Raw genomic sequence first — 26,583 nt, forward strand, 5'->3', positions numbered from 1 at the left:
GACACCATCCGCTACGTTCTGGCCATGGCTGTTGTGGCGATCCTCGCGCTCGACGGGGTCCTCCCGTTCGAACTGTCCGTGCCGGGGCAGATCTTCGGCAAGGCGAACGAAGTGGCGGGGCGGGACCACTACGAGCTCCGCGTCTGCGCGGCGGGCCGCAGAGCGGTCACGGCGGCCGGATACGGCGGACTCGCCCTGAGCACCCCCTGGGACCTCGACGGCCTCACGGACGCCGACACCGTCGTGATCCCCGGTCATGCGGCGTTCCTGGACGAGCCCCCCGCTCCCGTGCTCGGGGCGCTCCGCGCGGCGGCCGGCAACGGGGCCCGGCTCGCCTCCATCTGCGTGGGCGCCTTCACCCTCGCCGCCACCGGCCTGCTGGACGGGCACCGGGCCACCACCCACTGGCACCACGCGGCCGAACTCGCCCGCCGCCACCCCGCCGTCGACGTCGACCCCGCCGCCCTCTTCGTCGACAACGGCACCCTGATCACATCGGCGGGCATCGCGGCCGCCCTCGACCTCTGCCTCCACCTGCTGCGCCGCGACCTGGGCGCCGCGATCGCCGCCGGCACGGCACGCCACACCGTCATGCCCCTGCAACGCGACGGCGGCCAGAGCCAGTACGTCGAACACCCCGCCCCCGACGACCCCGGCAACACCCTCCAACCCACCCTGCACTGGCTGGAAAGCCGCCTCCGCGACCCCTTGACCCTCGACGACATCGCCCGTCAGGCCGCGATGAGCGTCCGCAGCCTCAACCGCCACTTCCGGGCCCAGACCGGGACCACCCCGCTCCAGTGGCTGCTCCGGGCCCGGGTCCGACGGGCCCGCGAACTCCTGGAGACCACCGCCATCCCCGTGGAACGCATCGCGGCGGAAACCGGCTTCGGCTCCTCCGCCGCCTTCCGCCGCCACTTCTCCCGCCACGCCGGGGTCTCCCCCCAGACCTACCGCTCCGCCTTCGGCGCCCCGGACGTCACCGAGGACGCGGGACACCCCCGTCCCACGACACGTCCCTGACGGCCTCACGAACCCGGGGCTCACCGAGGAACCGGCATCCGCCGCGGGCCATCTCCGGGCCCCCGCCACGGCGGGACGCGGAACGAACGGGCGCTCAGGCCTCGGACGGCGGCGCGTCGCCGGCCTGGCGCTGCCGCCGGCGGTGTTTGCGCATGGACACCTGGGAGCCGCAGCCGGTACTGCAGTACAGCCCCGCCCCGTTGCGCGTGCGGTCCAGGAAACCGAAATGGCACGGGGGGTTCCGGCAGGCCTTGATGCGTCCCCAGTCGCCGGTCTGCGCGAACGTCGTCACCGCGGCCAGTACGGTTCCGAACACCCGGGGCACCCCCGTCTGCGGCGAGGCCAGCTCCACACCGTCGGCCGTGACCACCGTCGCCAGCGGGTAGAGCGACCCCACGCGTCGCAGGTGGCGCTCGGCGCGCAGCAGCGGCTCGCCCAGACTCTCCTCGTCCCCCGAGTGCGCGAGCAGCACGGTCACCAGGGCGTCGCGCAGTTCCCGCGCGACGGCGGCGTCGGCGTCGGTCACCACGGTTTCGCCGCCGAACTCCCCGTGCTCCGCCAGCCATGCCGCGAACGACTCCCCGTCCCCGAGCAACTCCCGGCGGCCCGATCCGTCCGCGCGCGTGTTCACGAACGCGAGAACCGTCTCCACCGTCGGCGGGACGGTGCGCGCGGTGGGCTGGGGGGATCCGGACGCCGCAGTGATCATCACCCCACTCTACATCAGGGTGACCGGCGCTAATTCGGCTAGTGGGCAACCAACGAGTCGATCTAGGTTGACGTGTTGCGAGCTAACGGCTTACGGTCGCAACATGAACAAGGAATTCAACCCCCAGGCCCCCTCCCACCGCACCTGGCTGATCACCGGCGCCACGTCCGGCATCGGCCGCGAACTGACGCTCCAGGCCCTGGAGAACGGCGACACGGTCTCGGCCCTCGCCCGCGACACCTCCTCCCTGGACGAACTGGCCGCGGCGCACGGCGAGCGCCTGCTCCTCCTCCAGGCGGACGTGCGCGACGAGTCCGCCGTCCGGGACGCGGTGGCCGGCACGGTCGCCCGGTTCGGCCGTATCGACGTCGTGGCCAACAACGCGGGATACGGACTGTTCGGAGCCGTTGAGGAGGCATCCGACGAACAGGCCCGTGCCGTGTTCGACACCAATGTCTTCGGAGTGCTCAACGTGCTCCGCGCGACGCTGCCGGTCCTCCGGGCCCAGCGGTCCGGGCACATCCTCCAGGGCTCCTCGGTCTACGGGCAGTCCGCCCATCCGGGCGTGGGCCTGCTGGCCGCCACGAAGTACGCGGTCGAGGGCCTGTCGGACGCGCTCGCGGCCGAGGTCGCACCGCTCGGCATCAAGGTCACGATCATCCAGCCCGGCATGACCGCGACCCCCTTCCTCGCCAACCTCGACGTCGCGTCCGGCCTGGGCGACTACGACCAGACCGTCCGCGCGGTCCAGAAGGGCATCGGAGAGCTGCCGGCCTCCGCGTTCTCCGCCGCGGCGCGGGTCGCGGCGGGCATCCGGACCGCGGTCGCCAGCCCCAACCCTCCCCTCCGCCTGGCCCTCGGCACCTCCAGCCCCACCGCCATGCGTCCCGCCCTGGAGGCGCGGATCGCGGACCTGGACGGCTGGCAGCACGTCACCGACGCCGTCGACAGGCCGTAGGGCCACCCGTTCCAGTAGATGAATATGATTGTCGTCGGCTAGGGTGTGCCCGCTCGCCGGGCCACCCCGGGCGGGCCGGGCACGTTCCGCCGTGCCGCGGTGGAGGAAGAGCGAGGGGCACAGCGTGGTTGAGGGCTCGGCGAGCACGACGACGAAACCCCCGCCACCACGCCCCTCCGGCCCGCAGGGCGGCAACGCCGACACGGAGCGGCGCCGGGCGAGGAGCGCCGCGGTCGGTGCGGTCCTGGTCGGGACCGCCGTCCTCGCGGTGCTCGCCGGACCCTGGCTGGAGGTGCGCTTCGGGCTCGCGGCGCTGGGGGCGTGGCGCACGCTGCTGGTCGCCATCGTCATGCAGGGCGTGCCGTTCCTGGTCCTCGGCACGATCGTCTCGGCGGCCATCGGGGCGTTCGTCCCCGACCGGGTCTTCTCCACGATCCTGCCCCGCAACCCCGTCCTCGCCGTTCCGGTGGCCGGTGCCGCCGGAGTGGTGCTGCCCGGCTGTGAGTGCGCCTCGGTGCCGGTCGCGGGCAGCCTCATGCGCCGGGGCGTGGCCCCCGCGGCCGCCCTGACGTTCCTGCTCGCCGCGCCCGCCGTCAACCCGGTGGTGCTCGTCGCCACCGCGATCGCGTTCCCCGGAAAGCCGGAGATGGTGGCCGCCCGGTTCGCCGCCTCGCTGGTCACCTCCGTCGTCATGGGCTGGCTGTGGATCCGGTGGGGACGCGAGGAATGGCTGCGCCTGCCGACCGGGCACACCGGGCACGCGCCCGGGGCGGGCCGGCTGGAGGCCTTCCGGCGGGGGATGCAGCACGACTTCCTCCAGGCGGGCGGCTTCCTGGTGGTCGGCGCGATGGCCGCGGCGACGTTCGACGTCCTCGTACCGCCGACCGTCCTGGAGGCCTTCTCCGGCTCTCCGTGGCTGGGCGTCCTCGTGGCGGCGGCGCTCGCGGTGCTCCTGTCGGTGTGCTCCGAGGCGGACGCGTTCGTCGCGTCCTCGTTCACCGGTTTCTCGCCCACCGCCCGCCTGGCCTTCATGGTGGTCGGCCCGATGGTCGACATGAAGCTGATCGCCCTGCAGTCGGGGGCCTTCGGACGGGCCTTCGCGCTGCGGTTCTGCACGGCCACCTTCGTCGTGGCGATCCTGTGCGCCGTCCTCGTCGCAGGAGTGCTGCTGTGACCGGACGGCCCCCCGCCCGTGCGGAGCACGCCCGCCTGCTGAGCGGCCTCGGCGCGCCGCTCCTGCTGGCGCTGACCGGCACGGGCCTGCTCCACACCACCGTGCGCAGCGACGTGTACCTCCGGTACGTGAAGGAAGGGCTGCGCCCGTACCTCGTCGCGTCCGGACTCCTCCTGCTCGCCCTGGGTTTCGCGGGCCTGGGAGTCGAGCTGGTGCACCGCCTGCGGGAGCCGGCCGGCGACGACACGGACGAGCACGACGCTCCCGTCCACGCCGGTGACGGCCGCGCCCACGGCGATGACGACGACCACGGCCACGGCCACGTCCACGGACAGGGCGCCGGCAGGCACATCGCCTGGCTCCTTGCCGCACCCGCCCTCACCCTGATGTTCGTCGCCCCGCCTGCGCTCGGCTCGTACACCGCTTCGCGGGACGGCTCCGCCTCCGGCGGCGAGCAGAGCGCCTACGGGGACCTGGGCGACGCGGCGACCACCCCCATGGCCCTGGAGGAGTTCATCGGACGCGCCGTGCACGCGCCGAAGACCCTGGACGGCCGCGAGGTCCGGCTGCTCGGATTCGTCTCCGCCGGCAAGAGCCCGGACACCTGGTACCTCAACCGCCTCAAGCTCAGCTGCTGCGCCGCCGACGCCCGGACCCTGCACGTGGAGGTGCACGGCGCGAAGGCACCCGGCAACGACACCTGGGTCGAGGTCACGGGCGTCTGGCGGGCCGGACACGTCACCGTCGAGAACCCCGTTCCGGCCCTGGCGGTCGAAGTCCTCAAACCGGTCCCCCCGCCCCGCAACCCCTACCTCGACGCCCCGCCCACGGACGGCTGAGCCGCCGCCCGGGACGGCCCGGGCTCAGGGGATGGCCGGTGCCGGGACCGTGGTGCGCTCGGGTGCGGTGAGCCGGTCGGCACCGTCGGGGACGGGGACGGCGTTGAAGAGGGCGTCCTGCCGGGCCTGGAGTTCCTTCTTCCGCCCGGGGCTGGTGGAGGGCAGGCGCTGCTCCTCGTAGAGCAGGTGGGTGGCTTCCTGGGCGTGCTTGCTGGCGGGGGTGTGGAACTGGATCTCGTAGAGCTGGCCCGAGCGGGTGGCGCGCCAGCCGGTGTTGAGGCCCTTGTAGCCGCTGGTGCGGCCCCAGGTGTTGGACCACTTGGTGTTGTCGTTGCCCCACGCCGCCAGGACGGCGGAGGCCTGGGTGACGCCGGTGGTGTAGCGCCCGTCCGGCCACTGCAGGGTGTAGCGGACGGCGTCGGTGAGCCTGCCGAGGACGGTGTCCACGTCCTGGGCCGGGTTGTCCTTGAGGGAGGTGGCGACCTTCCGCTTCAGCGAGTCCGGGGACTTCAGCCGCTGGTCGAAGCCGATGAGCTCGGCCCCCGTGATCTGGGCGGCGGCCCGCACGTCGGTGCTGATCGACTTCTCGGCCTGGCGGGCCCGGTCGAGGTAGGCGTCCACCGTGGCGTTGTCGGCGCTGCTGAGCGTGAGGCCGCCGGCTCCCTTCCAGTCGTCGTCGCCGGCGGCGGAGGCCGGGCCGGCGGCGGAGGCGACGGCCATGGTGAGTGCTGCCGCGAGCACGGCCTTGACGACGGGGGAGCGGCCGGTGGTGGGGGTCATGCGGTGTCCGCCTTCACGCTGGTCGGGGTGTGTGCCAGGCACAACCACCCCGGCGGGCAACGGGTTACTGCGCAGGACGAGGCGTACGTCGCCGCCACCTGCCGGGCCGGGCACGCTGACGAAGTGGCTGGAATCGTGGGCTGGCGCGACCCGCCGTGCCTCAGGAGGATTCTCTGCGGCCACACGGGCCGGTCTGGAGGGCGGCGAACTCATGAGGACACTCCGCAGAGGTGTGGGGGACAGGTGGATCGGTGCCTGCGCGCGCGGGGCCGTCTCGATGGCGCTGACGTGCGCCGGGATCGCGATGGCCCCCACCGCGGCGGCGCAGACCACGGCCGGATGCTCGACGGACACCGGGGCGAAGGGCCTGGCGAGCTCGCCGGTGGCGGGCAGCCTGGTGTCCGTGGAACGGGCGGATGGCCGGATCGCACAGCTCCAGCTCTTCTACGACGCGACCGCGACCGCGGGCCTGCCCTTCGTCTGGCACCGCGAACAGAACGGACCCGGCGGCGCGTACGGCGGGTGGCGACGGGTGAGCGCGGCGACCGTGGGCCCCAAGAGCTACGCCACGACGGCGATCGAGAACTCGGCGGGCAGGATGGAACTGCTCTTCTCCACCTACGGTTCCTTCTGCCACACGGTGGAGGACGACGCCGGTCCGGGCGGCTGGAGCACAGCGGACGATTTCGGCCTCGCGCCGACGCCGTACCACGGCGGAGTCGTGCTGTTCAAGGAGCGGGACGGCAGCATCGACGCCTTCGCCTCCGGGGCGTACGGCGCCGGCTCGATGGAGCTGCGCCATCAGCAGAACGCGGCCGCCGGCTGGGGCCCGAGGCAGTCCATGGGCCAGGTGCCGGAGGCCGGCGTGGGCCTGAGCCAGCCGAGCAGCGTGGAGCAACTGCCCGACGGCAGGCTCCACGTGGCGGCGCGCGAGTGGAACAGGGACCGCACGTGGGAGATCTGGCAATCGGTGCCGGGCGGTGGCTGGGGACCCTGGCAGCCGGCGGCCCCGACCACCGCACCACTCCCGGGGACCACCGCCAGGACGCCGACTCCGCCGGCCTCCCCCGGACGCCCGTAGACGCCCGGTCCCCGCGAGGTGGACACCCGGCCGGCCCCCGGGTTCTTCGAGCGGCACGGCCCTGAAGCCGGTGGGTCAGCCGAGACCGGCCAGTTCGGCAAGCGTCCCGCCGAGGACCCGGTCGCGCACCCCGCCCGGACCGGTGACCCGCTCCACCAGGGTCCGGGCGAGGACGGGGTCGCCGTAGGGCGCGTCCGAGCCGAACAGGGTCCGGTCCGGGAGTTCCTCGATGGCCAGCCGGACGGCGAAGACGACGGGGGCCGTGGAAAGCTCCAGATACATGTTCGGGGTGTCCCGCACCAGTTCGACGGCCTGCATCCAGTGCTGCCCTCCCAGCTGGCTCACCACCAGCGGAACGTCGCGGTACCGGGCGGCCAGCGCGGCCAGCGCCGCCAGGTCCTCCGCCGTGGTCGGCGCGGAACCGTGCACGACCACCGGCAGCCGTCCGTGGTCCGCCGCGGCCTGGAGCACGGGTTCGATCTGCCCCGCCCCACCCGGTGCCGGCGTCAACTCGCCGATCCCGTGCAGTCCGCGCCCGACCACCTCCCGTTCCACGAGCGCGGCTGTCTCCTCCGTCCCCAGACCCAGCGGTACCGACAGGAAGCCGATGAACCGGTCCGGCCGCGCGGCCAGCGCGGCGTCCAGCTCCCGCCACGCCCCCCGGTACGCCTCGACCGTGCCGGCCCGGCCGCCGAGCGCCTCGTCCAGGACGGCCATCTCCCGGCGCAGCGCGGCGAGGTCGCCGGCACGCTCCGGGTGGGGCCGGGTGGCGAAGAGGACGGCGCGGTCGACTCCGGCCTCGTCCAACAGCCCCACGTGTGCCTCGACGGGGTCGTGGACGTGGCTGTGCGCATCGATGATCACTGGTTCGTTCCCTCCCACTGGACCGGTCCGGAATCGGTCCGGTCGGAGAACTGTTGCTCCCTGACACCGTTGGAAGGTCAAGTCGAAAGGACGCCGTGGTGCTGATCGGGGAGCTGTCACGCCGTACGGGAGTCAGCGAGCGGCTGCTGCGCTACTACGAGCGAACGGACCTGATCCAGGCCGAACGCCGCGCCAACGGCTACCGCGAGTACGACGACCAGGCCGTGGAGACGGTGCGCCGCGTCCGCGCCCTGCTCGCCACCGGCCTGCCCACCCGCGTCATCCGCCAGGTCCTCCCCTGCACCCATGACACGGCGACGCTGCGTCCCTGTCCCGGCGTCCTGGCCAGGCTGCGCGACCAACTGGACGTCCTCGACCGGCGCGCCGCCGAACTGGAGACCGCCCGCCGCCTGCTGCGCCGGACGATCGCCGCCACCGAGAACGCGGCGCACGCGGCGGACGCGGTGTCCCGCCCGGCCGCCGAGCCACGTCGGCGGTAGCCGGGTGTACGGCAAACGGGTGACGTGCGGGCGGGGGAGGGGAAGGAGACCCAGCGTATCGATTCGCCTGGGTGCGCCCCCTCCTAGGCTCGCTCGCAGTACCGCAGAGCGAGCGACGCCGTGCGTCGAAGGCAGCCGGGAGGCCCCGTGTCCCAGTCCGTGTCCGATTCTCCGCAGCACCGCATCTTCGCCATGCTGGACGTGGACGGTGACGGGGTGGTCACCCGTGCCGAGTACCTGGGGCGGGTGGAGCGGGTGGCGTCCGCCATGGGCCGCGACGCCTCGCACCCCGTGGTCGTCGCCTCGCGGGCGGCGCACGAGGCGGTCTTCGCGGACATGGACGCCGACCACGACGGCCGGGTGACGTTCGAGGAGTACCGCTCGTGGGTGGGTCATGACGCGTTCGAGCGGTCCTGCCGGCCCGCCCTGGGCTCCCTGTTCGACATCGCGGACGCCGACGGTGACGGGCGACTGGCCCGCGGGGAGTTCACCCGCATGCGCACGGCGGCGGGAAACGCCGAGGCCGACGCCGCGGCGGCCTTCGACGACCTGGACGCCGACCGCGACGGGCTGGTCGACCGCGACGCGTACCTGGCCGGAATCAGGGACTTCGTCACCACCGGCACCTCGCCCATGGCCGCCTCGTACGGCACCGGCCGTCCGCTGCTCGACACCGCTCGCTGAAGCCCGCCGCTGGACCGCGACCGGTTCCCCGCCGGCCCGCGCGCCGACGTCCCGGTCCGGCCGGCCGTGGTCCTCGTCCCTCGGGCAGGATGGACGGATGCGGACGACGGAACCGGTATCGAGGGCGGAGGCGCTGGCCGCCACGGGCGAGCGGCGCCTCCTGGGCATCGCCGGACCCCCAGGGGCGGGAAAGTCGACTCTGGCCGCCCGGATCGCGGAGGCGCTGGGGCCGGAGCGGGCCGTGGTGGTTCCGATGGACGGCTTCCACCTCGCGCAGACCGTACTGGAGCGCACGGGCCGCGCCGACCGCAAGGGGGCCCCGGACACGTTCGACGCCGCCGGCTACGTGGCCCTGCTGCGCAGGCTGCGCGCACCGCAGCAGGGGTCCACGGTGTACGCGCCCGCCTTCGACCGCCGCCTGGAGGAGCCGATCGCGGGCAGCATCCCCGTCGCCCCGCACGTACCGCTGGTGATCACGGAGGGGAACTACCTGCTGCACGACGCGGGGGAGTGGGCCGCGGTACGGCCGCTCCTGGACGAGGCCTGGTACCTCGACCCGGCCGACACCCTGCGCGTGGACCGGCTGATCGCCCGTCACGTGAGGCACGGCAAGGATCCCGCCCACGCGCGTGCCTGGGTGGCCCGGTCCGACGAGGCCAACGCCCGCCTCGTCGCCCTGGGCCGCCCCCGCGCCGACCTCGTCATCGACACCGGCTGACGAGCTCGGCCCCGGCGCCACGGTCGTCAGCGGCGCCGCGCGGACCGGGAAGGCAGCGGTGTCCCCAGGCCGCCGCCGGTGGCCGCCGTGGCCGGTGACGGCCCCTCGCCGTGGGCGGCCAGGACGAAGTCCGTGGTGAGGGCGTTGATGTCGGCGGTCCGCTTGACCAGGAAGTGGCTGCCGCCGGGGACCTCGTACCGGACCAGCTCGGGTACCACCTCGCGGGCCCGCCGGGCGTAGGCCAGCGACCGGGCGGCACTCGCCGTACTGCGGTCCCGGTCGCCGTGGATGATCAGCACCCTGCGGCCCGCCAGCTGCTCCACCGGATCGCTCTCAGGAAGCCATGGGGCGATCCCGGCCACGCCGACCACAGCGGAATGGCCCGCGCTCCAGAAGGCCGCGCGGCCGCCAAGCGAGTTGCCGACCAGCACCACGGAAACGTCGCCGTACCGGCGGCCGAGCTCGGCCAGCGCCCAGTCGGTGTCGACGGCCGTATCGGCGGCAGCGCCGTTCCAGCCGCCGAAGCGGTAGCACAGCATGTGCACGGCGATGCCCGCCGCCCGCCCGCGCTCCGTGAGCTCGCCCGCCAGGTCCCGAAGCCCCAGCTGGGCGATCTTCGAGGGCCCCCGCCTACTGCGCTCGAAGCCCCCGGGAAGCAACAGGGCGACCCCCTTGACCGCCCCCTCGCCCTGCCACTGCGTCAGCTCGGCAACGCGCTCGCGCGGTGTGAACACACCTACCCCCCAAGGATGCTGATCACATCACCCTACCGGCCGCCCCCGACGGGCAGCCCTTCGACGCCGCGCCACCGCCCGACCGCCACGCGCGACCACGATCGCGCCGGAACCCGGGCGGGGCCGGTCAGTCCCTCAGGGCCGCCTGCACCACCGCCGCCGGCTGACGGCCGACCGGCCAGGACGTCACGCGCTCCAGGCGTCCCACCGCCCAGCCCAGCCACTCCGCGTCACCGAGCCGGTGAGCGTCGCCTGCGGCGACCGTCTGCGTCATCAGCTCGGCCAAGAGCAGGACATGCGCCGGCTTGTACCACTCGGCGTGCCGGTCGAAGGCCAGCCTCACGTCCTCGTACGGGTGGCGCAGGGTCATGCCGAGGTAACCGCCCCCACGTCCCCTGAAGGGTCCGGGGAGGCCGCCGATCAGGCCCGTCAGCCCCAGTGAACCCTGGTAGCGCGACCCCTTCGTCCCCTGCCCGATCTGGATCCGGATGCCCAGCAGCACCCTGGACCAGGGGATCGGCTCGTCCGCCGTGCCGCCGGCGTGCCGGACCATCCCCTCTGGCCGGAACTCCACCCAGCAACCGTCCGGCCGGTGGGAGTCGCCCACCACCCAACGCCCTTCGAGGAGTTCCAGCGGGCCGTACGTCCTGCGGTCGTCCCCCATGGGCCCATTGGACCACGAGGCCGCCCCCGCACCCCCGGGGCCACCGGCAAAACTGGCGATGACGGTACTTCTGCCAGTGGAATTTCCTGGGCGGGGCAGACCGCGAATGATCTTCTGAAGGCACGAGCGGAGCGCATGCGGGCCCCAACCGGGACCGCCCGCTCGACCGACCACCGCACGCCAGCCATGCAGAAGATGAGGAACTCGTGGAGAAAGCGAACCACCTGGCCTACTGTCGGGCCGGCGTGCCGTTCTACGACCACCCGCCCGCCTCCCGGGCCGGCGCGCCCTTCCCGGCCACCGAGCGCCCCGCGCCCACCGGTTGGCGTCGGGCCCAGGCCGCCAACTGGGTGTACCTGAGCCCCGAAGACGCCCACCTCCCCGACCAGGGCTGGAAGATCCACGTCTCCGCCACCCCCACCGACGCGGCCGAGGTCGTCGACAAGGTGTGGGACTACTGCCTCTCCCGCTCCGTGGCGTTCAAGTTCCTGCCGAGTCCACGCGTCCACCAGTCCACCAACGGCAAGTACGCGCCCCGCGGCAGCAGCGGCAAACTCGTCACGATCTACCCGGTCGACGCCGACGCCCTCAGGACCGTCCTCGACGAACTGGATCCCGTCCTCGGCGCACACCGCGGCCCGCACATCCTCAGCGACCTGCGGTGGCGGCAAGGCCCGCTCTACCTGCGGTACGGAGGCTTCACCCGCCGGGAGTGCCTGGCCGAGAACGGTGAACGCACCCCGGCCGTCGCCCGCCCCGACGGGACGCTCGTCCCCGACGAGCGCACGCCGGTCTTCACGGTCCCCGCCTGGGCCCCGGTGCCCGACTTCGTCGCCGCGCAGATCGAGGCCGGCCGTGCCACCGGGGACGAGCCCGCCTTCCCCTACGGCATCGAGAAGGCCCTGCACTACTCCAACGGCGGCGGCATCTACCTCGCCACCGACAACGCCACGGGACGCCGCGTCGTCCTGCGGGAGGCGCGGCCCATGGCGGGCCTGGACGGGGCGGGCGACGACGCGGTGGTCCGGCTGCACCGGGAGGCGGCGACACTGCGCCGTCTCGCCCATCTGGACTGCGTTCCCGCGCTGTTGGGCACGTTCACCGCCTGGGAGCACCATTTCCTGGTCCAGGAGTACATCGAGGGGCAGACGCTCCAGCAGTTCATGGCCACCGCCAACCCGCTGATCACGCAGGGCCGCGACGCGGAGCAGCGGCGAAAGTACGCGGACACCGTTCTGGACGTCCTGGACCGGCTCGAAGCCGTCCTTGAAAGCGTCCACGCCACGGGTACGGTCTTCGGCGACCTGAGCCCCAGCAACGTGATGCTCCGGCCCGACGGCCGTGTCGCGCTCATCGACTTCGAGATAGCCTTCCGGCCCGGGACCGAGGACCCGGAGCCCAGCATCGCCACCCCCGGCTTCGTCGCCGCGCACGCCACCGGCTTCGACCGTGACCGCTACGCACTGGACAGCCTGCGCCTGGCCCTGCTGCTGCCGCTCACCACGATGCTGGACCTCGACCCGGCGCGCGCCGGACAGCTCGTCGAGGCGGCGGCGGGACTCTTCCCCCTTCCGGCCGCGTGGACCGACCGCGTACGCCGCTCCCTGACCCCTCCGGGGGTCACGGCCCGCCGCGACCGGCAGGAGGCGGCCCTGTTCGCCGCAGCCGCGGACGACCCCGGCTCGCCGTCCGCCCGCGAGCTGACGCGAGCCCTGGTCACCGCCATCCACGCCGGCGCCACCCCCCAGCGCCTCGACCGGCTCTTCCCCGGCGAGCCCACCGCCCTGCACGACGGCGGCTACACCCTCGCACACGGTGCCTCGGGCGTCCTCTACGCCTTGGCCGCCACCGGACACGAGACCGATCCCGAACACCACGAGTGGCTCTGGCAGGCCACCCACCGTGACGTGCAGCACCGACCGGGCCTGTACGACGGCCTGCACGGAGCCGCCCACACCCTCAGCCTCCTGGGCCGCCAGGACCAGGCCGTCGACCTGCTCGACCGTGCCGCCGCCCTCACCACCGACGCGACCCCGTCCGGACTGTACGACGGGCTGGCCGGCATCGGACTCAACCTCCGCCACCTCGCGCGGACCCTGGACGCGCCGAGCCTGCGGACCCGGGCCCTGGAGACGGGCGAACGGCTCGCCACACGGCTCGCCGCAGCCGGACGAGCACCCTCCGCCCGCTCCGGACTCATGCGCGGCTGGAGCGGACCGGCCCTGCTCTTCCTCGGCCTCCACGAGGACACGGGGGAGAGCCGGTACCTGGACCTGGCGCACCGGGCCGTCCACCTCGACCTGCGCCGGTTCCGTGACACCGCCGCGACCGCCGCGGGGGACGACACGGCCGCCGGACCGCTGCCCACCCTCGGGACGGGAAGCGCGGGCATGGCCGTCGCCTTGGCCGCCTACCTCCGCCACCGCCCCGAGGACGAGATCCTCACCGACACCCTCGACGTCCTGCACGGCACCCTGGACCTCGACTTCACCACGTACGGCGGCCTCGTCGCCGGGCGGGCGGGCCTCGCCGCCACCCTCGCCCACAACGGCGTCACCGACCGCCATCCGCATCTGGCGGGCGCCCTGGCCGCCCACATCCGCGACCTCGCCTGGCACGCGGTGCCCTACGAAGGCGGCATCGCCACCTTCGGCGCCCAGAACATGCGCCTGTCCATGGACCTGGCCACCGGTACGGCGGGCGTCCTCCACGCCTTGCACACGGTCGCCGGCCGCCTGCCCGTACTGCCCCTGATCCCACGCCCCCGCGAACGAGAGGAACGAGCGTGAGAGGAAGCCCCCCGCCGGGACGCGCCCACGACGAGACGGGCCTGCGAAAACCAGGCACCACGGCCCGGGGCAAGTGGCCATAGGGCTCACCGCACTCCGGGTTTCCGTTACCACATCACACGCAAGGAGCATTTCATGAACGCGATCCTCGACCTCCAGGTTCTGACCCCGCAGGCCGACTCGGAGGAGCTGGACGGCGCCATCGGCCAGAGCAGCACCATCTGGTTCTGCCACACCGACGTCAACTGAACGGCGGCTTCCCCGGCGGGTTCCCGGAGTCGACGGGACCCCTCTGACCGCTGAACAGCAGCCCGGCCCGGACATCCGTCGTGGAGGTCCGGGCCGGTCCGTCTCCGCCCGCGGGCAGGGGGCGGCCGCCTGCAAAAGATGTGTCATGCATACTCTCCTGGGAACGGTACGGCGGTCGGGACGGGCCGCACTGACCAGGGGACATCCGGACATGGACACCGGTACGCCGGACACCGGCGCGTTCGGCGCGCTTCTGCACTCCCTGCGGACCAGGGCCGGGCTGAGCCAGGAGGAGCTGGCGCACGCTTCCGGGGTGAGCGTGCGGGCCCTGTCGTACATGGAGCGCGGACACTCCCGGGGGCCGCAGCGCCGTACCGTGCAGGCGCTGGCGAAGGCCCTCGGCCTGGACGAGGCCGGAGCCCGCGAGTTGGAGCACACCGCCAGCCTGGGCCGCCCCCGTCCGGCCCGTACGAGGGACGTCGTCCCGCCACCCGCCGCCCTACCGGACGCCGACGCGCACACCGGCGCGCCCGATCTGCTGCCGCGCGCGCCGCGCGGCTTCCACGGACGGGCGGCGGAGCTCGCCGCTCTGTCCCGGGCCGCCGCCGACGAGGCGGCCGTCTGCCTCGTCATCGGACCCGCCGGGGTCGGGAAGACCGCCCTCGTGCTGCACTGGGCCCACCAGGGCCGGGCCGGATTTCCCGACGGGTGCCTCTACGCCGACCTGCGCGGCTTCGGCGACACGGGCGAGCCCGCCCTCATGGAGGTGCTGCGCGAGTTCCTGCCGGCGCTCGGCGTGCCGCACGGCCGGATACCGGAGTCGGCGAACGGCGCGGCCGCCCTGTTCCGCTCGCTCGCCGCCGACCGCCGCCTCCTCGTGATCCTCGACAACGCCCGGGACTCCGAGCAGGTCAGGCCGCTCCTGCCGGGCGGTCGCCGCTGCGTCACCGTCGTCACCAGCAGACACCGGCTGCCGGGGCTGATCGTCACCGACACCGCCCATCCGATCGCCGTGGACGTGCTCGCCCCGGAGGACGGCACGATGCTCCTCGCCGGTGTGCTCGGCACGGAACGGGTCCACGCGGAACCGGCGGCCGCGCGACGGCTGGCCGAACTGTGCGGCGGCCTGCCCCTCGCGCTGCGGGTGGCGGCAGCCCGGCTCGCGCAACGGCCCGGCTGGTCCCTGGGCGAAATGGCCGCCGAACTGTCCGACGAGACCCGCCGGCTGGGTCTGCTGGACGTGGAGGACACCGGCGTGCGGGCGGCGCTGCGCGTGACGCTGCAACAGCTCCCGCGCCACGTCGCCGATCAGTTCGCGCATCTCGGCCGCCACCCGGGTACGCACGTCGACCGGTACGCGGCCGCGGCCCTGGCGGGCACGGACCCGGCGACCGCCGAGGACCGCCTGGAGCGGCTGGCCGTCGCACACCTCGTCACGGAGACCGGGCCCGGCCGATGGACGATGCACGATCTCGTGCGGCTCTACGCCCGGAGCATGGACGCCGGGCCCGAGGCGCTCACGCGCGTGCTCGACCACTACACGGCCACGGCCCTCGCGGCCGTGGCGGCGGCCGAGCCCGGAAACGAGGAGTGTTTCCCGCTTCCGGCGGACCACCTGCCACCCGCCGCCGTACGGGAGTTCGGCGACCGGTCCGCCGCCGTGGCCTGGTACGCGGCCGAGAGGGACGACCTCACCCGCGCGGTGGCCGCGGCGCACGCCGCCGGACTGCACGGCAGGACCTGGCGGATCGTGCTGGCGCTGTGGCCGCTGATCGTGTGGCGCGTCCGGGACGGCTGGGCCCCGCTCCTGGAGACCGCGCTGGAGGCGGCACGGGCCGACGGCGACCAGCACGGCGAGGCACGGGTGCTGAACGTGCTGGGCTGGGTCCTGACCGAGGAGGGGCGCATCGCGGAGGCGCTGACCCACCTGGGGGCCGCCTCCGCGCTCGCCTCCAGGGCGGGTGACGCGGTGGCCGAGGCCAACGCCCTGATCGTCCTGGCCGTGGCACAAGCGGCCCTCGGCAGCCTGGACGAGGCCGCGGAGGGCTGTGAGCGGGCGGTCGAGCTGGCCCGCCGGGCCGGCGACCGGACCATCGAGAGACTGGCCATGCAGCACCTCGCCCGCCACTGGGCCGACGCCGGGAAATGGCGCCGGGCCCTCGACACGGCGACCGAGGCCCTGGCCTTCGAGGACCGGCCGGGCACGGCCGACGTACCCCGCGTCCTGCTGCTCATGGTGCGCGGAGAGGCGCTCCTGGGGCTCGGGAACGAGGCCGAGGGCATCGGCCAGCTCGACCTGGCGGCCCGGGAGGCCGAGTCGTCCGGCTACGAGGACGGGGCGGTACGGGCACTCGGCGTGCTGCTGCGGGTATCGGCCGACGCGGGACTCCGCGCACGGTACGACGCCGCGGTCGCCCGCCTCACGACCCGGACGTGACCCGGGTGCCCCACGCACCAGTACGGTCGGCCCGTGAGCACGGCCGACGATTCCCGCACCGCCCTCGACCTCCTCGACGCCCACCTGGAAGACCTGTGGCGGGCAGCCGACGCACTCCGGCGCGGAAACCCCGCCCCCGTCCCCGCGGCTCCGCCCGAGCCGGCCGACGCCACCGCCGACGCCGCGGCCACGGAACTCCTGCGATGGGGGTACGCGGAGGTGAACGGCATCCCGCGCGCGCCGGCCGACGCGTTCGCCCGAGCCGTCGGCGAAACGCTCATGGAGCTGCGGCGGCGCCGCAGCCCCTGGAACGCGGCGGCCCTGCGCCTGCTGGAGGACCCGTACGTCTTCCTCGCCACGGGCCCGCGCCGGCACGAGGACTGGGCCGAGGACGTCCTCGCCCTGATGCACCGGAAGGTCCCGGACCCGCGCGGCTGGCTGCGGATCGACCACGACCGCACCAACGAGGCCCGCCACGCCGTGCCGGCGTACCCCTTCGACCCGCCGCCCGCCGCCGGGTTCCGGGACCGCCTGCACGAGCTGGAGCCGGCGGGCGCCGTCACCGCGCTGACCGTCATGGCGGAGGAGTGGAACGACGACCGGCCCGTGCGGGACCGGCCGGAGCGTGCCGCCCTGAGGGCCGACGCACGGCTCCTGCTGGAGCGGTACGGCCCGGCCGCCCGGTTCTGGACGAACGCCCGGGACGCGGCCTCGGATCCCGCCCGCGACTTCGTCCGGGCCGGCCTCAAGGGCACGAGGGCCCACCGCTTCGCCACCGACGAGTACGTCAACGGCCTCGACCTCCACGAAGAGCTGGGCCTCGTCGCCGTGTCCGGCGACGAGGTCGGCGTCTTCTGGTCCTTCGGCGCGCACTGACACCGGCTCCCCGCACCAGCCGAACGGCACGAACGGCTCGCGCAGCACGGCCGCGTCGGCTGCGCGGTCCCGCGTGGAACGCCGCTGGGGGCCGCGGGTCAGCGGTCCTGGGCGAGGGCGTACAGCTCGCCGAGCAAACTCCCCTCGGTCGCGACGAGTTCGTCGAAGGAGCCCTGCTCCCGGACGGTCCCCTGATCGAGGACGATCACCCGGTCGGCCATCCGCACGTTGTCGAGCCGGTGGGTGACCACCACCGTGATCCGGTCCGAGGCCATGGCCCGCAGCTCCCGGAAGATCTGGTGCTCTCCTCGGGCGTCCATCTCACTGGTCGGCTCGTCCAGGACGAGTACGGCCGGCTCCCTGTACATCGCCCGCGCGCAGGCCAGCCGCTGCCACTGCCCTCCTGACAGCTCGTGGCCGCCCCACACCGACCGGGCGAGCAGCGTCTCCAGTTCCTTGGGGAGAGCACGCAGGGTCTTGGTCATGCCGACGCGTTCGGCCGCGTCCCAGATCCGCTCGTCGCCGTGCTCGCGGGGCTGGCCCAGGGTGATGTTCTCCCGGGCGGCGAGCGGCCAGTGCCCGTTCTTCTGCGGCACCAGGCCCACCTGCCGCCGCACCGACTCCGCGTCGGCGCCGGCCAGGTCGGTGCTGTCCCAGAGGACCTTCCCGTCGGTCGGGACCGTCAGGCCGGTGAGCATGCGGATCAGCGTGGACTTGCCGGCGCCGTTCTCCCCGACGAGGGCGACGACTTCGCCGCGGTTCAGGGTGAGGGTGATCGGCCGGACGGCCGCGGCCTCCTTGCCCGGGTAGGTGTAGGAGGCGCCTTCCAGGCGGATCTGCCGCGGCGGCTCGGCCCGTGCGGTGCCGCGGGCCGTGGTCATGGCACGGACCTCGTCGATGAACCCGTAGTAGTCGGAGAGGTAGAGCCCGTGGTGGAACATGACCGTCGAGTAGCGGATGATCGAGTTCAGCGCGCGGCCGGCGGTCTGCGAGGCGACGACCGCGGTGCCCGCGACCGCGGTGGTCATGGACCCGGCGAGGACCAGGCCGGCGAGCGAGGCCCACATGCCGAGGGTGAACAGGCCGCCGAGCGAGGCGGCCAGCAGCGTGATCCGCAGATACGGGCGCGCCCCGGCGACCTCCCGCCTCTCGACCCGGTCGCACATGGACCGGTACCAAAAGTGCAGGTAGCCGCGCATGGTGTTGGCCCGGAGTTCGTCGGCGAGCTCGGCCGTCGTCAGCCACCAGCGCATCATGCCCCGGACATTGCGGGCGGAGACGGTCTGGTCGTGGACCCGGTAGTCGACCCGGGCGGCGATCACGCCGCCGAGACCGCGGGGGACGACGGACAGCAGCAGCACGCCCAGGAGCAGCGGATGCAAGGTGGTGAGCACCACGGCAGCGGAGGCGAGCTGGACGAGGCCGTTGGTGAGGGTCTTGGCGTCGTCGGCGAGGTCGACGGCGTGCAGCGCGCCGATGTCCGCCGCCTGGCTCCGGTCGGCGAACCCTTCCGCGTCGTAGGCGGCGAGTTCGGCCCGCATGTGGAGATCCACGAGCTGCAGGTCCGCGGCGGAGGCGATCTTCGGATTCAGGCGCCGGGTCGCCCAGTCCGCGAGGATCCACATGGACGCGCCGGTGGCCATCGCGACGACGGCGACGGCCAGCGCCGGCCACGCACGGGCCAGGCCCTGTCGGGGGTCGTCGACGATCAGCTGCGGCAGCGCCTGCGCGACGGCGGTGAGCATCACGGCCGTGCCGATGCCGGACAGCAGCTGGCACACCACGATCGTCAGGGCCATGCGCCGGTCGACGCTCCACGCCAGGCGGGCCGTCTGGATCAGGGCCGCGGGAATGCGGCGGGCCATGTCCCACAAGGTGGCGTCGTCCATCGCCCGCCGGTGTTTGCGCCCGTTGTAGTCGAGCTCCGGTGGTGCCGATGGCTGCGGAGGGCCCGTCCGCGCGGCCGGGAGGGACGCCGCCTCGCCGCTGACGCGTGCTGCGCCGGCGGCCGGAGAGTCGCCCGGGTGGTGCGGTGCGGTCATGCGAACACCCCCGCCATCAGCCGGTCCAGGGTGCGCCGTCCGCGTGCGGTGACGCCGGGTCCGTCGAGCTTCGGTCCCCGGACCAGGCAGCTCACCGCGTCGATCGCCGCGAGGCACTCCTGCTGCCGGGAGGTCGACCACATGAGGTTGCGGTCCCACGCGTCGCCGTGGACGTACGCGAGCGGCAGCGGCGGCACGGCCCGCAGCTCCTCGGCCAAGTGGCGCACGAGGTTCTGCTCCGGCGCGTTCAGCCGGTCCCCGGCCACCGCCAGGTGTCCCTCGGCGCTGTCGGCCGCGGCCTGCGGAGACTGCGCTGCCTCGGCCCGTCGAGGACCGGACAGGTCGCCGGCCGCGTGGAGGCGGGCCAGCAGGGCGCCGCCGCGCCGGTGCGCGCGGGCTTCCTCCACGGACGAGAGCGCCGGCTGCTTGAGCGGCCGTCCCGCGGCGGCGGTCAGCAGCAGTGCCGGATCCTCCGCGCTCGATGCACGCAGCTGCGGCGCACCGCCGGCGCCGAGGGCCGGTGCGGCACTTCGGAGCGCGAGCGTCTCGCGCTCGTACCTCACGGCCTCGGGGGAGACCTTGAGGGAGAAGCGGAGTGCCCCGGGCAGGTCGAGCCGCCAGACGCGGGAGCTCTCGCGTGGAGGGCTGACGTCCCTGACGGCGGGGCGGGCGCCGAGGGCCCGGGCGGCCCACCCGATCAGGGCCGGGGGCGCGGTGGTCGGGTTGGTCATGCCCCCCACCCCGACGACGGCCGTGATGCTGCGGCGAACAGGACGCGGCGGACGTCGACGGGCCGCCGGTGCGCGAGGGCCTCGGCGCCCGTGGCAGGAGGGTTCGCGAGAACAGGGTGAAGGGTGGCCAAGCGGACGGGATTCACGGTTTCTCCTCGGTTCGGAAACGGGTTCTGTTCGATTCACACCTACGGGGAAGGAGGCGGGACGGTCGCCCGAGCGGTGAGTCGCACGAGGCGTCGACAGCACCCGTCTCCTTCGGTGGGGTGTGGCTGTGCCCTACGGACCGACCCTCGCCCACGCCACCGACATTCCGCGGGCACCAGCACCGCGATCCGGTCATCCCCGGCCTCCCCGCCATGAGCCGCAACCCGCGAAGGGGAAGGCTCTGACCTGGGTTGATGTCGGGAGAAAGGATTCTCGAACTTTCGGGTCCGGCCCGGAATCCGGCGCCGGCGAGAGTGGCTCGATCTGGTCTGCGGCCGGGTGAGTACCCGGAGCGTCACGCCCCCGGTCGACCGCGACGGGGGCTAGCATCGGCACCTTCGACGCGGTCGGCGCACGCCCGGGCGGTGGTCTCCCGTTCCGTGCCCGCGCCCGCGGACCGGCCGCTCCGTTCGAATGCGCCGTCCCCTGCTGCGCACCCCCTGTGGAGCTGCGCCGCGCACGAGGTCACCAGGAGAGCCATGCCCCCGCCCCGCACCTCAGAGATGAGCTCCCGGTGATCGTTCTCCCAGAGGCGTTCGTGCGGGTCACCGTGGACCGCGAGGGCCCGGCCGGCTCGGCCTGGCTGGCTACCCTCCCGGCCACGGTGAGGGAGCTGGCCGAGCGCTGGGACTGCACGCCGGACGGTGACCCGCTGTACGGGGGCGTCGGCATCGTCGTCCCGATGCTGCGCAAGTCGGCCGGGCCTGTGGTGCTCAAGGTGTCCTTTCCCCATCCCGAGAACAGGTCAGAGCCGGACGCGCTCGCGGTCTGGGGCGGGCGCGGCGCAGTCCTGCTGCACGAGCGGGACGACGACCGGTACGCCATGCTCCTGGAGCGGGCGCATCTCACGACGCTGGCCCAGGCCGCGCAGGGCGACGAGGTGGCGGCGATCGCGGGGAGCGTCAGCCGTCGCCTCGCCGTACCCGCGCCCGCCGGACTGCCCCGGCTTCAGGACCGGGCCGCCGGGTGGGAGGAGCAACTGCTGCGGGACGCCGGGGACTTCCCGGGCGCCCTTGCCTCCCGGACGGTGCAGGCCGCGATCGCGACGGTGCGCGAGCTCGCGCAGCACCAGCCGGACACCCTCCTCCACGGCGACCTGAACGCGCGGAACGTCCTGGCGGGCACCCGAGAGCCCTGGCTGGCCGTCGACCCGAAGGGCTGGGTGGGCGACCGGGCGTACGACTGCGGCACGCTGACCAAGTCCCGGTCGGTCGTCCTCGCCGAACAGGGGGACCTGGCCGGGGGGATCCGCCGCACCCTCGACGCCTTCACCAGCGCCTCCGAGCTCGATCGGGAGCACGCACGGCGGTGGGCGCAGCTCAGCGCGGTCCAGGCAGCCTACGGCGGCCGCCGACGCGGGTTCCGCCGGGGCCGAAGCGGAGCCGAACGGGCTCGGCTCATCGCCCTCGTCGACGAGTTGGCGCGCCTCCTCACCGGTGCGTGACGCCCCATGACGCCCAGGCCGCCCGCACCGCCCTACGGCACCGTCAGGAGCAGACGTCCGACGAGTACGTGCGCCACGCCCGCTCCCGCCCGTACCTGATCGTTTCCGCGCTCGGCCGCGCTGGAGAGGATCGTGGCGGCGGCGCGACAGCCGTCGCAGTAGCCGGCCCGATCCGGGCGAGAGCGGGCCGCGGGAGCGGGATCCGGTGCCGGTGCCGGTGCCGGTGCCGGGCGGCTGTCGGTGGCTTGTGGATGCTGTCGGTGGGATGTCGGTGGCGGCTGCCATGGTTCGAGAGGTCCTGCCGGACACCCGTCCGGCCTGGAAACCGAGGAGGGGGATCTCTCGTGTACGACGTGGTGATCGTGGGAGCCGGCCCGGTGGGTCTGGCCCTTGCCTGCGAGCTCGGCCTCGCGGGCTGTTCCGTACTGGTGCTCGAACGGGAGCCGGAGTTCGGCTCCCCCTTACGCTCGGCCCCGCTCGGGCGGCGCGGGCTGTCCGCCGCATCGGTGGAGGCGTTCTACCGGCGCGGACTGCTGGACCCGCTGCTGACGGCGTCGGGCGGTCAGCACCTGTTCGGACCGGCCCCCGAACCGGGTGCTCCGGACCGTCCCCGGTTCGTCGGCCACTTCGCCGGCATCATGCTCGACGGGGACCAGGTCGACCTCGCCTCCCTCCCCCTCCGGCTCCCGGCCCCGGCGCCCGAGGTCGTCGCGACGGACCTCGACGCGGTCGACGCGGTGCTGTCCGAGCGGGCGTCCAAGCTCGGAGTGGACATCAGGCGCGGCGTCACGGTCTCGGCCGTCTCCCAGAACGGGGAGAGCGTGGTCGCACGAGCCGGTGCGGACGCCTACGAGGCACGCTGGCTGGTCGGCTGCGACGGCGGACGAAGCACGGTGCGCAGGCTCGCGGGCTTCGAGTTCGTCGGTACCGAGCCGCAGTTCACCGGCTACACCATGCAAGCCGCTCTCGCCGACCCCGAGGCGCTGCGCCCCGGGTTCCATCTGACGCCGACGGGCATGTACGTCCGGATGCCCGCCGACGGGCACATCGCCATGATGGACTTCGACGGCGGTGCGTTCGACCGTTCACAGCCGCTGACCCGCGACCACCTCCAGGCGGTCCTGCGCCGCGTGTCCGGCACCGACGTGACGATCGACGAGGTCCGCATCGCCTCCAGTTTCACCGATCGGGCCATGCAGGCGACGGCCTACCGGCGGGGGCGCGTCCTGCTCGCGGGCGACGCCGCCCACATCCATTCCCCCCTCGGCGGGCAGGGGATGAACACCGGCCTCGGCGACGCCGTGAACCTGGGGTGGAAGCTCGCGGCGACCGTGCGCGGTCATGCGCCGGACGGGCTCCTCGACACCTACGCCGCCGAACGGCACCCGATCGGTGCGGCCGTACTCGACTGGTCGCGCGCCCAGGTGGCGACGATGAGGCCGGACCCGTACGCCCAGGCGATCCAGGCGGTGGTCCGCGATCTCCTCGGGACCCGTGACGGAGCGACCTACGTGTCCGAGAAGCTGTCGGGGTCGTGGATCCGGTACGACCTCGGCAGCGAGCACCCGCTGGTCGGCCGCAGTGCCCCCGACTTCCTCTTCGAGAACGGCACCCGCCTGGGCAACCTCATGGAGGACGGCCGGGGCGTCGTGCTCGATTTCGGCACGGACCGGCTCCTGCACGCTTCCGTGACCGGCTGGGAGGACCGGATACGGTACGCGGCCGGCCCGCCGGTGAACGACCTCGGGCTGGGTGCCGTGCTGGTGCGGCCCGACGGCGTGGTCGCCTGGGCGGGCGACCGGCACCCGGACCGCGAGGAGTTCCAGCACGCCCTCGGCCGTTGGTTCGGCGGTCCGGCTCCTGCCGGACGCACCGGCGGGGCCCGCCCCGACCCGGCGCCGATTCCCTCGTGAGCACCGGCGGCCGGCCCCTCGGCCGGGCCTGACCCTCCGCCACGACCTCGTCCCGGAGCCGGGGGTCAGGCTGCCCCGGCGAGGGTCGCGGCGAGCTTGTCCAGGACGTGGGGCCACCCCTTGCCCATGCCCGCGAGCGCCTGTCGCCCCATGGGGGAGTCGAGGTCGAAGCCGGCGTGGGTGAGGACGAGGCGGGTGCCGCCGTCCTGCGGGTGCAGGGTCCAGGTGATGGTGGTGTCCAGCGTGCCCTCGGCGAACCGGTAGGCGAGCAGGCGCTCTTCGTCCACGTCGGTGACCTCGCAGGCCTGGTGGCCGAAGGCGTTGCCCATGTCGAGGGTGAAGCGGTGGCCGACGACCGGTTTGATGTCGCCGGCGGCCCACCAGCGGGCGTGCAGCCCGGGGTCGGTCAGGGCCTTCCACACCGCCGCCGGGGGGTGGGGCAGGTGCTTCTCGCAGGTGATCGTGTCGCTCTCGGTCGTCATGTTCCGTTTTCCTCGTCCAGGAGATCGGACAGCGCCTGAAGTCGCTGCTTCCAGTAGTGCTCGAACGGATGCAGCCACTCGCTCACCTCGGCCAGCCGGGCCGGTTCGAGGTGGTAGAAGCGGTGCCGGCCGCGCGGCTCCTCCCGTACCAGTCCGGCGGTACGGAGCACCGCGAGGTGCTCGGAGACGGCGGGGCGCCCGAGATCGAACATCCCGGCCAGCTCGCCGGTGGAGCGAGGCCCTTCGCGCAGGCTCTCCAGCAGTCTGCGGCGCACGGGATTGGCGAGCACGCCGAACACATCCGTAGGCATGAGCCCAAGATACGTCGGGAATCTCCGACGCGTCAAAGATTCCCGACGTATCCCGCCCGGGCCCGGCCCCCCCTGGGCTCAGCCGAGGGTGGCGAGGCTCCCGCGGACCTTCTCCGCGAGGGCGGGCGGCAGCTTGCCGTAGCCGCTCTGCACGGCCCCGTCGCCCTCGGCGACGACGGAGCCGAGGAAGGGCCGCGTACGGGCCAGGGCGGCGCCGTCGTTGCCCCGGTCGCACAGCACGGCGTAGCCGATCTGCACGATCGGATAGGCGCCCGCGGCCTTGGTGGTGAAGTCCGGTTCCAGGGCGAGATCGGCCCCGGTGCCCGTGATCCGGGCGGTGGTCAGGGCCTTGGTGGCCGAATCCGTGCCGACGCCGACCGGCTCGGGCGCGCCCGTCGCCAGCCGGACCGTGGTCAGGCCCGTGGCCTCGCCCCCCGACCAGGTGAACGAGACGGACCCGGTGGTCTGCTTGACCGCCTGGGCCACGAGCGCGCTCGCGACGCCCGGGCCCCCGTTGACGGCCGCCAGCGAGGACTGCGGGACGCTTCCCCAGCCGGTGGGGACGACCTTGGACAGGTACTGGGTGAAGGTGAGCGTCGTGGAGGACTCGTCGGTCGGGGAGACCACACGGATCGCGGTGTCGGGCAGGAGCCGGCCGGGGTTGACGGCCGCGATCTCCGGATCGTTCCACCGGGTGAGCTGGCCGCGGAAGATCCGGGCGAGGGTGGGCGGGTCCAGGGTCAGCGAGTCCACGCCCGGCAGGTTGACGACGACGGCCACGGGCAGCACGCCGAGCGGCAGCTGGACCGGCTTCCCGCCGGGGCAGCGGGCGGCGGCCGCCTCGGCCTGTGCCGCCGTCAGGGTCCGGTCGACCACGGCGAAGTCGGCCGAGCCGGCCCCGAACTGCTGGATTCCGGCACCGGAACCGGCGGGCACGTAGGTGGTGCGGGAGCCGGGGCAGGCCTCCTGGTAGCCGGCCGCCCAGTGGTCCATGGCCACCTTGAAGGAACCGGCCCCGGCGGCGTTGACCGCCCCCGCGGGCCCACAGGCGGGGCCGTTCGGGCCGGAGCTCGGCCCTCCGGAGGCCGCGCCGGAGCCGTGGCCCCCCTCGCCGTCGTCCCGCAGCTGTTGCCAGGCCGTGATCCCGCCGGCTCCGAGGGCCAGCGCGGCCGCCACGGCCACGACGACCCTGGTCCGCCGTCGGCGCCGGGGCGGAGCGTCGGCTTCCCGCCTCGACCAGCCGACGTCCTCCCGGACCTGCTCCGCGTCCCCCTGCCGGTCCACAGGTCCCGCGTCCTGCGCCGGCTCGGGCCCTCCGGATCCGGGCGGCGCGCCCGCCCCGGCGGGCAGCGGCGGCGGTACCGCGGTGACCGTGGGCGGGGGCCCGAAGACACCACCGGGCGCCGGGGACCCCCCGGCCGCCGGGACCGGCGGGGCGGCCCCGGCGGCCGGGCCCGGGACGACGACCCGGTCCGGCGCAACCGGTGCGGCGGGAGCCACGGCGGTTGGGGTCCGGGGGGCGTAGGCCCCGTCCGCCGCGGACAGCTTCGCCTCCACGAGGGCCAGGAGGCCGGCAACCGCGGGGCGGTCCGCCGGGTCCTTGGCCAGGCAGGGTTCGACCAGCGGAAGCAGTTCCGGCGAGAGGTCTGTCAGGTCCGGGGGCTCGTGGACCACCAGGAACCCCACGGCATCGGGGTGGCCGCCCTCGAACGGGCCCCGTCCCGTGGCGGCGTGGACCAGAACCGAGCCGAGGGCGAACACGTCCGCGGCCGGGCCCACATCACCCCGCCGGAACTGCTCCGGCGCCATGAACGGCGGCGTGCCGATCGCCACCCCGGTCCGGGTCAGCGCCGTCGCGCCGGCCCCCGCCCCGGCCACGGCCCGGGCGATGCCGAAGTCGATGACCCGCGGGCCGTCCTCCGCGAGCAGCACGTTGCCGGGCTTGAGGTCCCGGTGCACCAGCCCCACGCGGTGGATGTCCCGCAGCGCTTCCACCAGCCCGGCCGCCAGCACCCACACCTCGGCCGTCGGCAACGGACCCTGGTGGCGCACCCGTTGGGCCAGCGAGGGGCCGGCCACGAACAGGGTGGCCAGCCACGGCGCCTCCGCGTCGACGTCCGCGTCCACCACCGGCGCGGTGAACGCCCCGCTCACCTGCCGGGCGGCCGCGACCTCCCGGCGGAACCGCTGCCGGAACGCGGGGTCACCGGCCAGGCCGGGCTGGATGACCTTGACGGCGACCTGCCGCCCGGACAGCGACCGCGCGCGGTAGACCACGCCCATCCCGCCCTCGCCGAGCCTGCCCTCCAGCCGGTAGCCGCCGATCGTGCGCGGATCACCGTCCCGCAGCGTCACGTTCCCAACCCCCGCCATC

23 protein-coding genes are annotated in these 26,583 nt (G+C 74.0%); 13 read left to right on the top strand and 10 right to left on the bottom strand.

What is annotated here, in order from left to right; translation table 11 throughout:
• Positions 1 to 24: 24 nt before the first annotated feature.
• On the top strand, positions 25 to 1,023 hold the full coding sequence (locus tag WDV06_RS10750; protein WP_395509421.1) for a GlxA family transcriptional regulator: 999 nt from the start codon (positions 25 to 27) through the stop codon (positions 1,021 to 1,023).
• 94 nt (positions 1,024 to 1,117) lie between these two features.
• Here the strand turns inward: WDV06_RS10750 and WDV06_RS10755 are convergent, their stop codons facing one another.
• Positions 1,118 to 1,732 carry a CGNR zinc finger domain-containing protein gene (locus WDV06_RS10755; RefSeq protein WP_395509422.1) on the bottom strand — a complete coding sequence of 205 codons (615 nt, stop codon included), beginning with the start codon at positions 1,730 to 1,732 and terminating at the stop codon, positions 1,118 to 1,120.
• A 103-nt stretch (positions 1,733 to 1,835) separates the two neighbouring features.
• On the opposite strand from WDV06_RS10755, the gene WDV06_RS10760 reads away from it, so the two are divergent.
• The 3 genes from WDV06_RS10760 (at position 1,836) to WDV06_RS10770 (ending at position 4,703) form a co-directional block, all read left to right on the top strand.
• Entirely contained in the window at positions 1,836 to 2,690 is an 855-nt protein-coding gene (locus WDV06_RS10760) for an SDR family NAD(P)-dependent oxidoreductase (RefSeq protein WP_395509423.1), read from the top strand.
• A 124-nt stretch (positions 2,691 to 2,814) separates the two neighbouring features.
• Positions 2,815 to 3,864: a permease gene (locus WDV06_RS10765; RefSeq protein ID WP_395509424.1), complete on the top strand. Its 1,050-nt coding sequence runs from the start codon at positions 2,815 to 2,817 to the stop codon at positions 3,862 to 3,864.
• The gene (locus WDV06_RS10770) at positions 3,861 to 4,703 is read left to right on the top strand and encodes a TIGR03943 family putative permease subunit (protein ID WP_395509425.1); all 843 of its coding nucleotides are present in this window, start codon (positions 3,861 to 3,863) and stop codon (positions 4,701 to 4,703) included. Before WDV06_RS10765 ends, WDV06_RS10770 begins: the two co-directional genes overlap by 4 nt.
• A gap of 24 nt (positions 4,704 to 4,727) precedes the next feature.
• On the opposite strand, the gene WDV06_RS10775 is transcribed toward WDV06_RS10770, so the two are convergent.
• Positions 4,728 to 5,483, bottom strand: coding sequence for an ATP nucleotide 3'-pyrophosphokinase (locus tag WDV06_RS10775; protein ID WP_395509426.1), 756 nt, complete (start codon positions 5,481 to 5,483; stop codon positions 4,728 to 4,730).
• A 232-nt stretch (positions 5,484 to 5,715) separates the two neighbouring features.
• Here WDV06_RS10775 and WDV06_RS10780 point away from each other — a divergent pair, with 232 nt between their 5' ends.
• A complete protein-coding gene (locus WDV06_RS10780; RefSeq protein WP_395509427.1) occupies positions 5,716 to 6,564 on the top strand; it encodes a PLL family lectin in 849 nt (282 codons plus the stop codon).
• Positions 6,565 to 6,639: 75 nt separating this feature from the next.
• Here the strand turns inward: WDV06_RS10780 and WDV06_RS10785 are convergent, their stop codons facing one another.
• A complete protein-coding gene (locus WDV06_RS10785; RefSeq protein WP_395509428.1) occupies positions 6,640 to 7,428 on the bottom strand; it encodes an amidohydrolase family protein in 789 nt (262 codons plus the stop codon).
• A 95-nt stretch (positions 7,429 to 7,523) separates the two neighbouring features.
• On the opposite strand from WDV06_RS10785, the gene WDV06_RS10790 reads away from it, so the two are divergent.
• From WDV06_RS10790 to WDV06_RS10800, 3 genes are all read left to right on the top strand, one after another.
• Positions 7,524 to 7,928, top strand: a complete 405-nt coding sequence (locus WDV06_RS10790) for a MerR family transcriptional regulator (protein ID WP_395509429.1) — start codon at positions 7,524 to 7,526, stop codon at positions 7,926 to 7,928.
• 147 nt (positions 7,929 to 8,075) lie between these two features.
• Positions 8,076 to 8,612: an EF-hand domain-containing protein gene (locus WDV06_RS10795; protein WP_395509430.1), complete on the top strand. Its 537-nt coding sequence runs from the start codon at positions 8,076 to 8,078 to the stop codon at positions 8,610 to 8,612.
• 97 nt (positions 8,613 to 8,709) lie between these two features.
• The gene (locus WDV06_RS10800; protein WP_395509431.1) at positions 8,710 to 9,330 is read left to right on the top strand and encodes a nucleoside/nucleotide kinase family protein; all 621 of its coding nucleotides are present in this window, start codon (positions 8,710 to 8,712) and stop codon (positions 9,328 to 9,330) included.
• Positions 9,331 to 9,356: 26 nt separating this feature from the next.
• Here the strand turns inward: WDV06_RS10800 and WDV06_RS10805 are convergent, their stop codons facing one another.
• Both WDV06_RS10805 and WDV06_RS10810 read right to left on the bottom strand, forming a co-directional pair.
• Positions 9,357 to 10,064: an alpha/beta hydrolase gene (locus WDV06_RS10805; protein WP_395509432.1), complete on the bottom strand. Its 708-nt coding sequence runs from the start codon at positions 10,062 to 10,064 to the stop codon at positions 9,357 to 9,359.
• A 127-nt stretch (positions 10,065 to 10,191) separates the two neighbouring features.
• Positions 10,192 to 10,728: a hypothetical protein gene (locus tag WDV06_RS10810; protein ID WP_395509433.1), complete on the bottom strand. Its 537-nt coding sequence runs from the start codon at positions 10,726 to 10,728 to the stop codon at positions 10,192 to 10,194.
• A gap of 206 nt (positions 10,729 to 10,934) precedes the next feature.
• Between WDV06_RS10810 and lanKC the strand changes: the two genes are divergently transcribed.
• From lanKC to WDV06_RS10825, 3 genes are all read left to right on the top strand, one after another.
• Positions 10,935 to 13,517: a class III lanthionine synthetase LanKC gene (gene lanKC / locus WDV06_RS10815; protein ID WP_395509434.1), complete on the top strand. Its 2,583-nt coding sequence runs from the start codon at positions 10,935 to 10,937 to the stop codon at positions 13,515 to 13,517.
• 460 nt (positions 13,518 to 13,977) lie between these two features.
• On the top strand, positions 13,978 to 16,203 hold the full coding sequence (locus tag WDV06_RS10820) for a helix-turn-helix domain-containing protein (RefSeq protein ID WP_395509435.1): 2,226 nt from the start codon (positions 13,978 to 13,980) through the stop codon (positions 16,201 to 16,203).
• A 33-nt stretch (positions 16,204 to 16,236) separates the two neighbouring features.
• Complete coding sequence (locus WDV06_RS10825; RefSeq protein ID WP_395509436.1) at positions 16,237 to 17,079, top strand: hypothetical protein; 843 nt, start codon at positions 16,237 to 16,239, stop codon at positions 17,077 to 17,079.
• Positions 17,080 to 17,177: 98 nt separating this feature from the next.
• Here WDV06_RS10825 and WDV06_RS10830 read toward each other — a convergent pair whose 3' ends face one another.
• Together WDV06_RS10830 and WDV06_RS10835 are read right to left on the bottom strand one after the other, a co-directional pair.
• Entirely contained in the window at positions 17,178 to 19,121 is a 1,944-nt protein-coding gene (locus WDV06_RS10830; protein ID WP_395509437.1) for an ATP-binding cassette domain-containing protein, read from the bottom strand.
• Complete coding sequence (locus tag WDV06_RS10835; protein ID WP_395509438.1) at positions 19,118 to 19,852, bottom strand: phosphotransferase; 735 nt, start codon at positions 19,850 to 19,852, stop codon at positions 19,118 to 19,120. The genes WDV06_RS10830 and WDV06_RS10835 overlap by 4 nt, the downstream gene beginning before the upstream one ends.
• A 721-nt stretch (positions 19,853 to 20,573) precedes the next feature.
• Between WDV06_RS10835 and WDV06_RS10840 the strand changes: the two genes are divergently transcribed.
• Complete coding sequence (locus WDV06_RS10840; RefSeq protein ID WP_395509439.1) at positions 20,574 to 21,503, top strand: aminoglycoside phosphotransferase family protein; 930 nt, start codon at positions 20,574 to 20,576, stop codon at positions 21,501 to 21,503.
• A 344-nt stretch (positions 21,504 to 21,847) separates the two neighbouring features.
• Positions 21,848 to 23,416: an FAD-dependent oxidoreductase gene (locus WDV06_RS10845; protein ID WP_395509440.1), complete on the top strand. Its 1,569-nt coding sequence runs from the start codon at positions 21,848 to 21,850 to the stop codon at positions 23,414 to 23,416.
• A 65-nt stretch (positions 23,417 to 23,481) separates the two neighbouring features.
• On the opposite strand, the gene WDV06_RS10850 is transcribed toward WDV06_RS10845, so the two are convergent.
• From WDV06_RS10850 to WDV06_RS10860, 3 genes are all read right to left on the bottom strand, one after another.
• The gene (locus WDV06_RS10850; RefSeq protein ID WP_395509441.1) at positions 23,482 to 23,898 is read right to left on the bottom strand and encodes an SRPBCC family protein; all 417 of its coding nucleotides are present in this window, start codon (positions 23,896 to 23,898) and stop codon (positions 23,482 to 23,484) included.
• Complete coding sequence (locus tag WDV06_RS10855; protein ID WP_387260724.1) at positions 23,895 to 24,209, bottom strand: ArsR/SmtB family transcription factor; 315 nt, start codon at positions 24,207 to 24,209, stop codon at positions 23,895 to 23,897. Before WDV06_RS10855 ends, WDV06_RS10850 begins: the two co-directional genes overlap by 4 nt.
• A 78-nt stretch (positions 24,210 to 24,287) precedes the next feature.
• Positions 24,288 to 26,564: a serine/threonine-protein kinase gene (locus WDV06_RS10860; RefSeq protein WP_395509442.1), complete on the bottom strand. Its 2,277-nt coding sequence runs from the start codon at positions 26,562 to 26,564 to the stop codon at positions 24,288 to 24,290.
• Positions 26,565 to 26,583 lie beyond the last annotated feature (19 nt).

Origin of the sequence: Streptomyces racemochromogenes, assembly GCF_044129415.1 — a bacterium.
Lineage (GTDB): Bacteria > Actinomycetota > Actinomycetes > Streptomycetales > Streptomycetaceae > Streptomyces > Streptomyces racemochromogenes_A.

Bases quoted from the DNA above. Each gene is read 5' to 3' on its own strand.
- WDV06_RS10750 (WP_395509421.1), top strand. From the start codon at position 25: ATGGCTGTTGTGGCGATCCTCGCGCTCGACGGGGTCCTCCCGTTCGAA.
- WDV06_RS10755 (WP_395509422.1), bottom strand. From the start codon at position 1,732: ATGATCACTGCGGCGTCCGGATCCCCCCAGCCCACCGCGCGCACCGTC.
- WDV06_RS10760 (WP_395509423.1), top strand. From the start codon at position 1,836: ATGAACAAGGAATTCAACCCCCAGGCCCCCTCCCACCGCACCTGGCTG.
- WDV06_RS10775 (WP_395509426.1), bottom strand. From the start codon at position 5,483: ATGACCCCCACCACCGGCCGCTCCCCCGTCGTCAAGGCCGTGCTCGCG.
- WDV06_RS10800 (WP_395509431.1), top strand. From the start codon at position 8,710: ATGCGGACGACGGAACCGGTATCGAGGGCGGAGGCGCTGGCCGCCACG.
- WDV06_RS10810 (WP_395509433.1), bottom strand. From the start codon at position 10,728: ATGGGGGACGACCGCAGGACGTACGGCCCGCTGGAACTCCTCGAAGGG.
- WDV06_RS10820 (WP_395509435.1), top strand. From the start codon at position 13,978: ATGGACACCGGTACGCCGGACACCGGCGCGTTCGGCGCGCTTCTGCAC.
- WDV06_RS10830 (WP_395509437.1), bottom strand. From the start codon at position 19,121: ATGACCGCACCGCACCACCCGGGCGACTCTCCGGCCGCCGGCGCAGCA.
- WDV06_RS10835 (WP_395509438.1), bottom strand. From the start codon at position 19,852: ATGACCAACCCGACCACCGCGCCCCCGGCCCTGATCGGGTGGGCCGCC.
- WDV06_RS10850 (WP_395509441.1), bottom strand. From the start codon at position 23,898: ATGACGACCGAGAGCGACACGATCACCTGCGAGAAGCACCTGCCCCAC.
- WDV06_RS10855 (WP_387260724.1), bottom strand. From the start codon at position 24,209: ATGCCTACGGATGTGTTCGGCGTGCTCGCCAATCCCGTGCGCCGCAGA.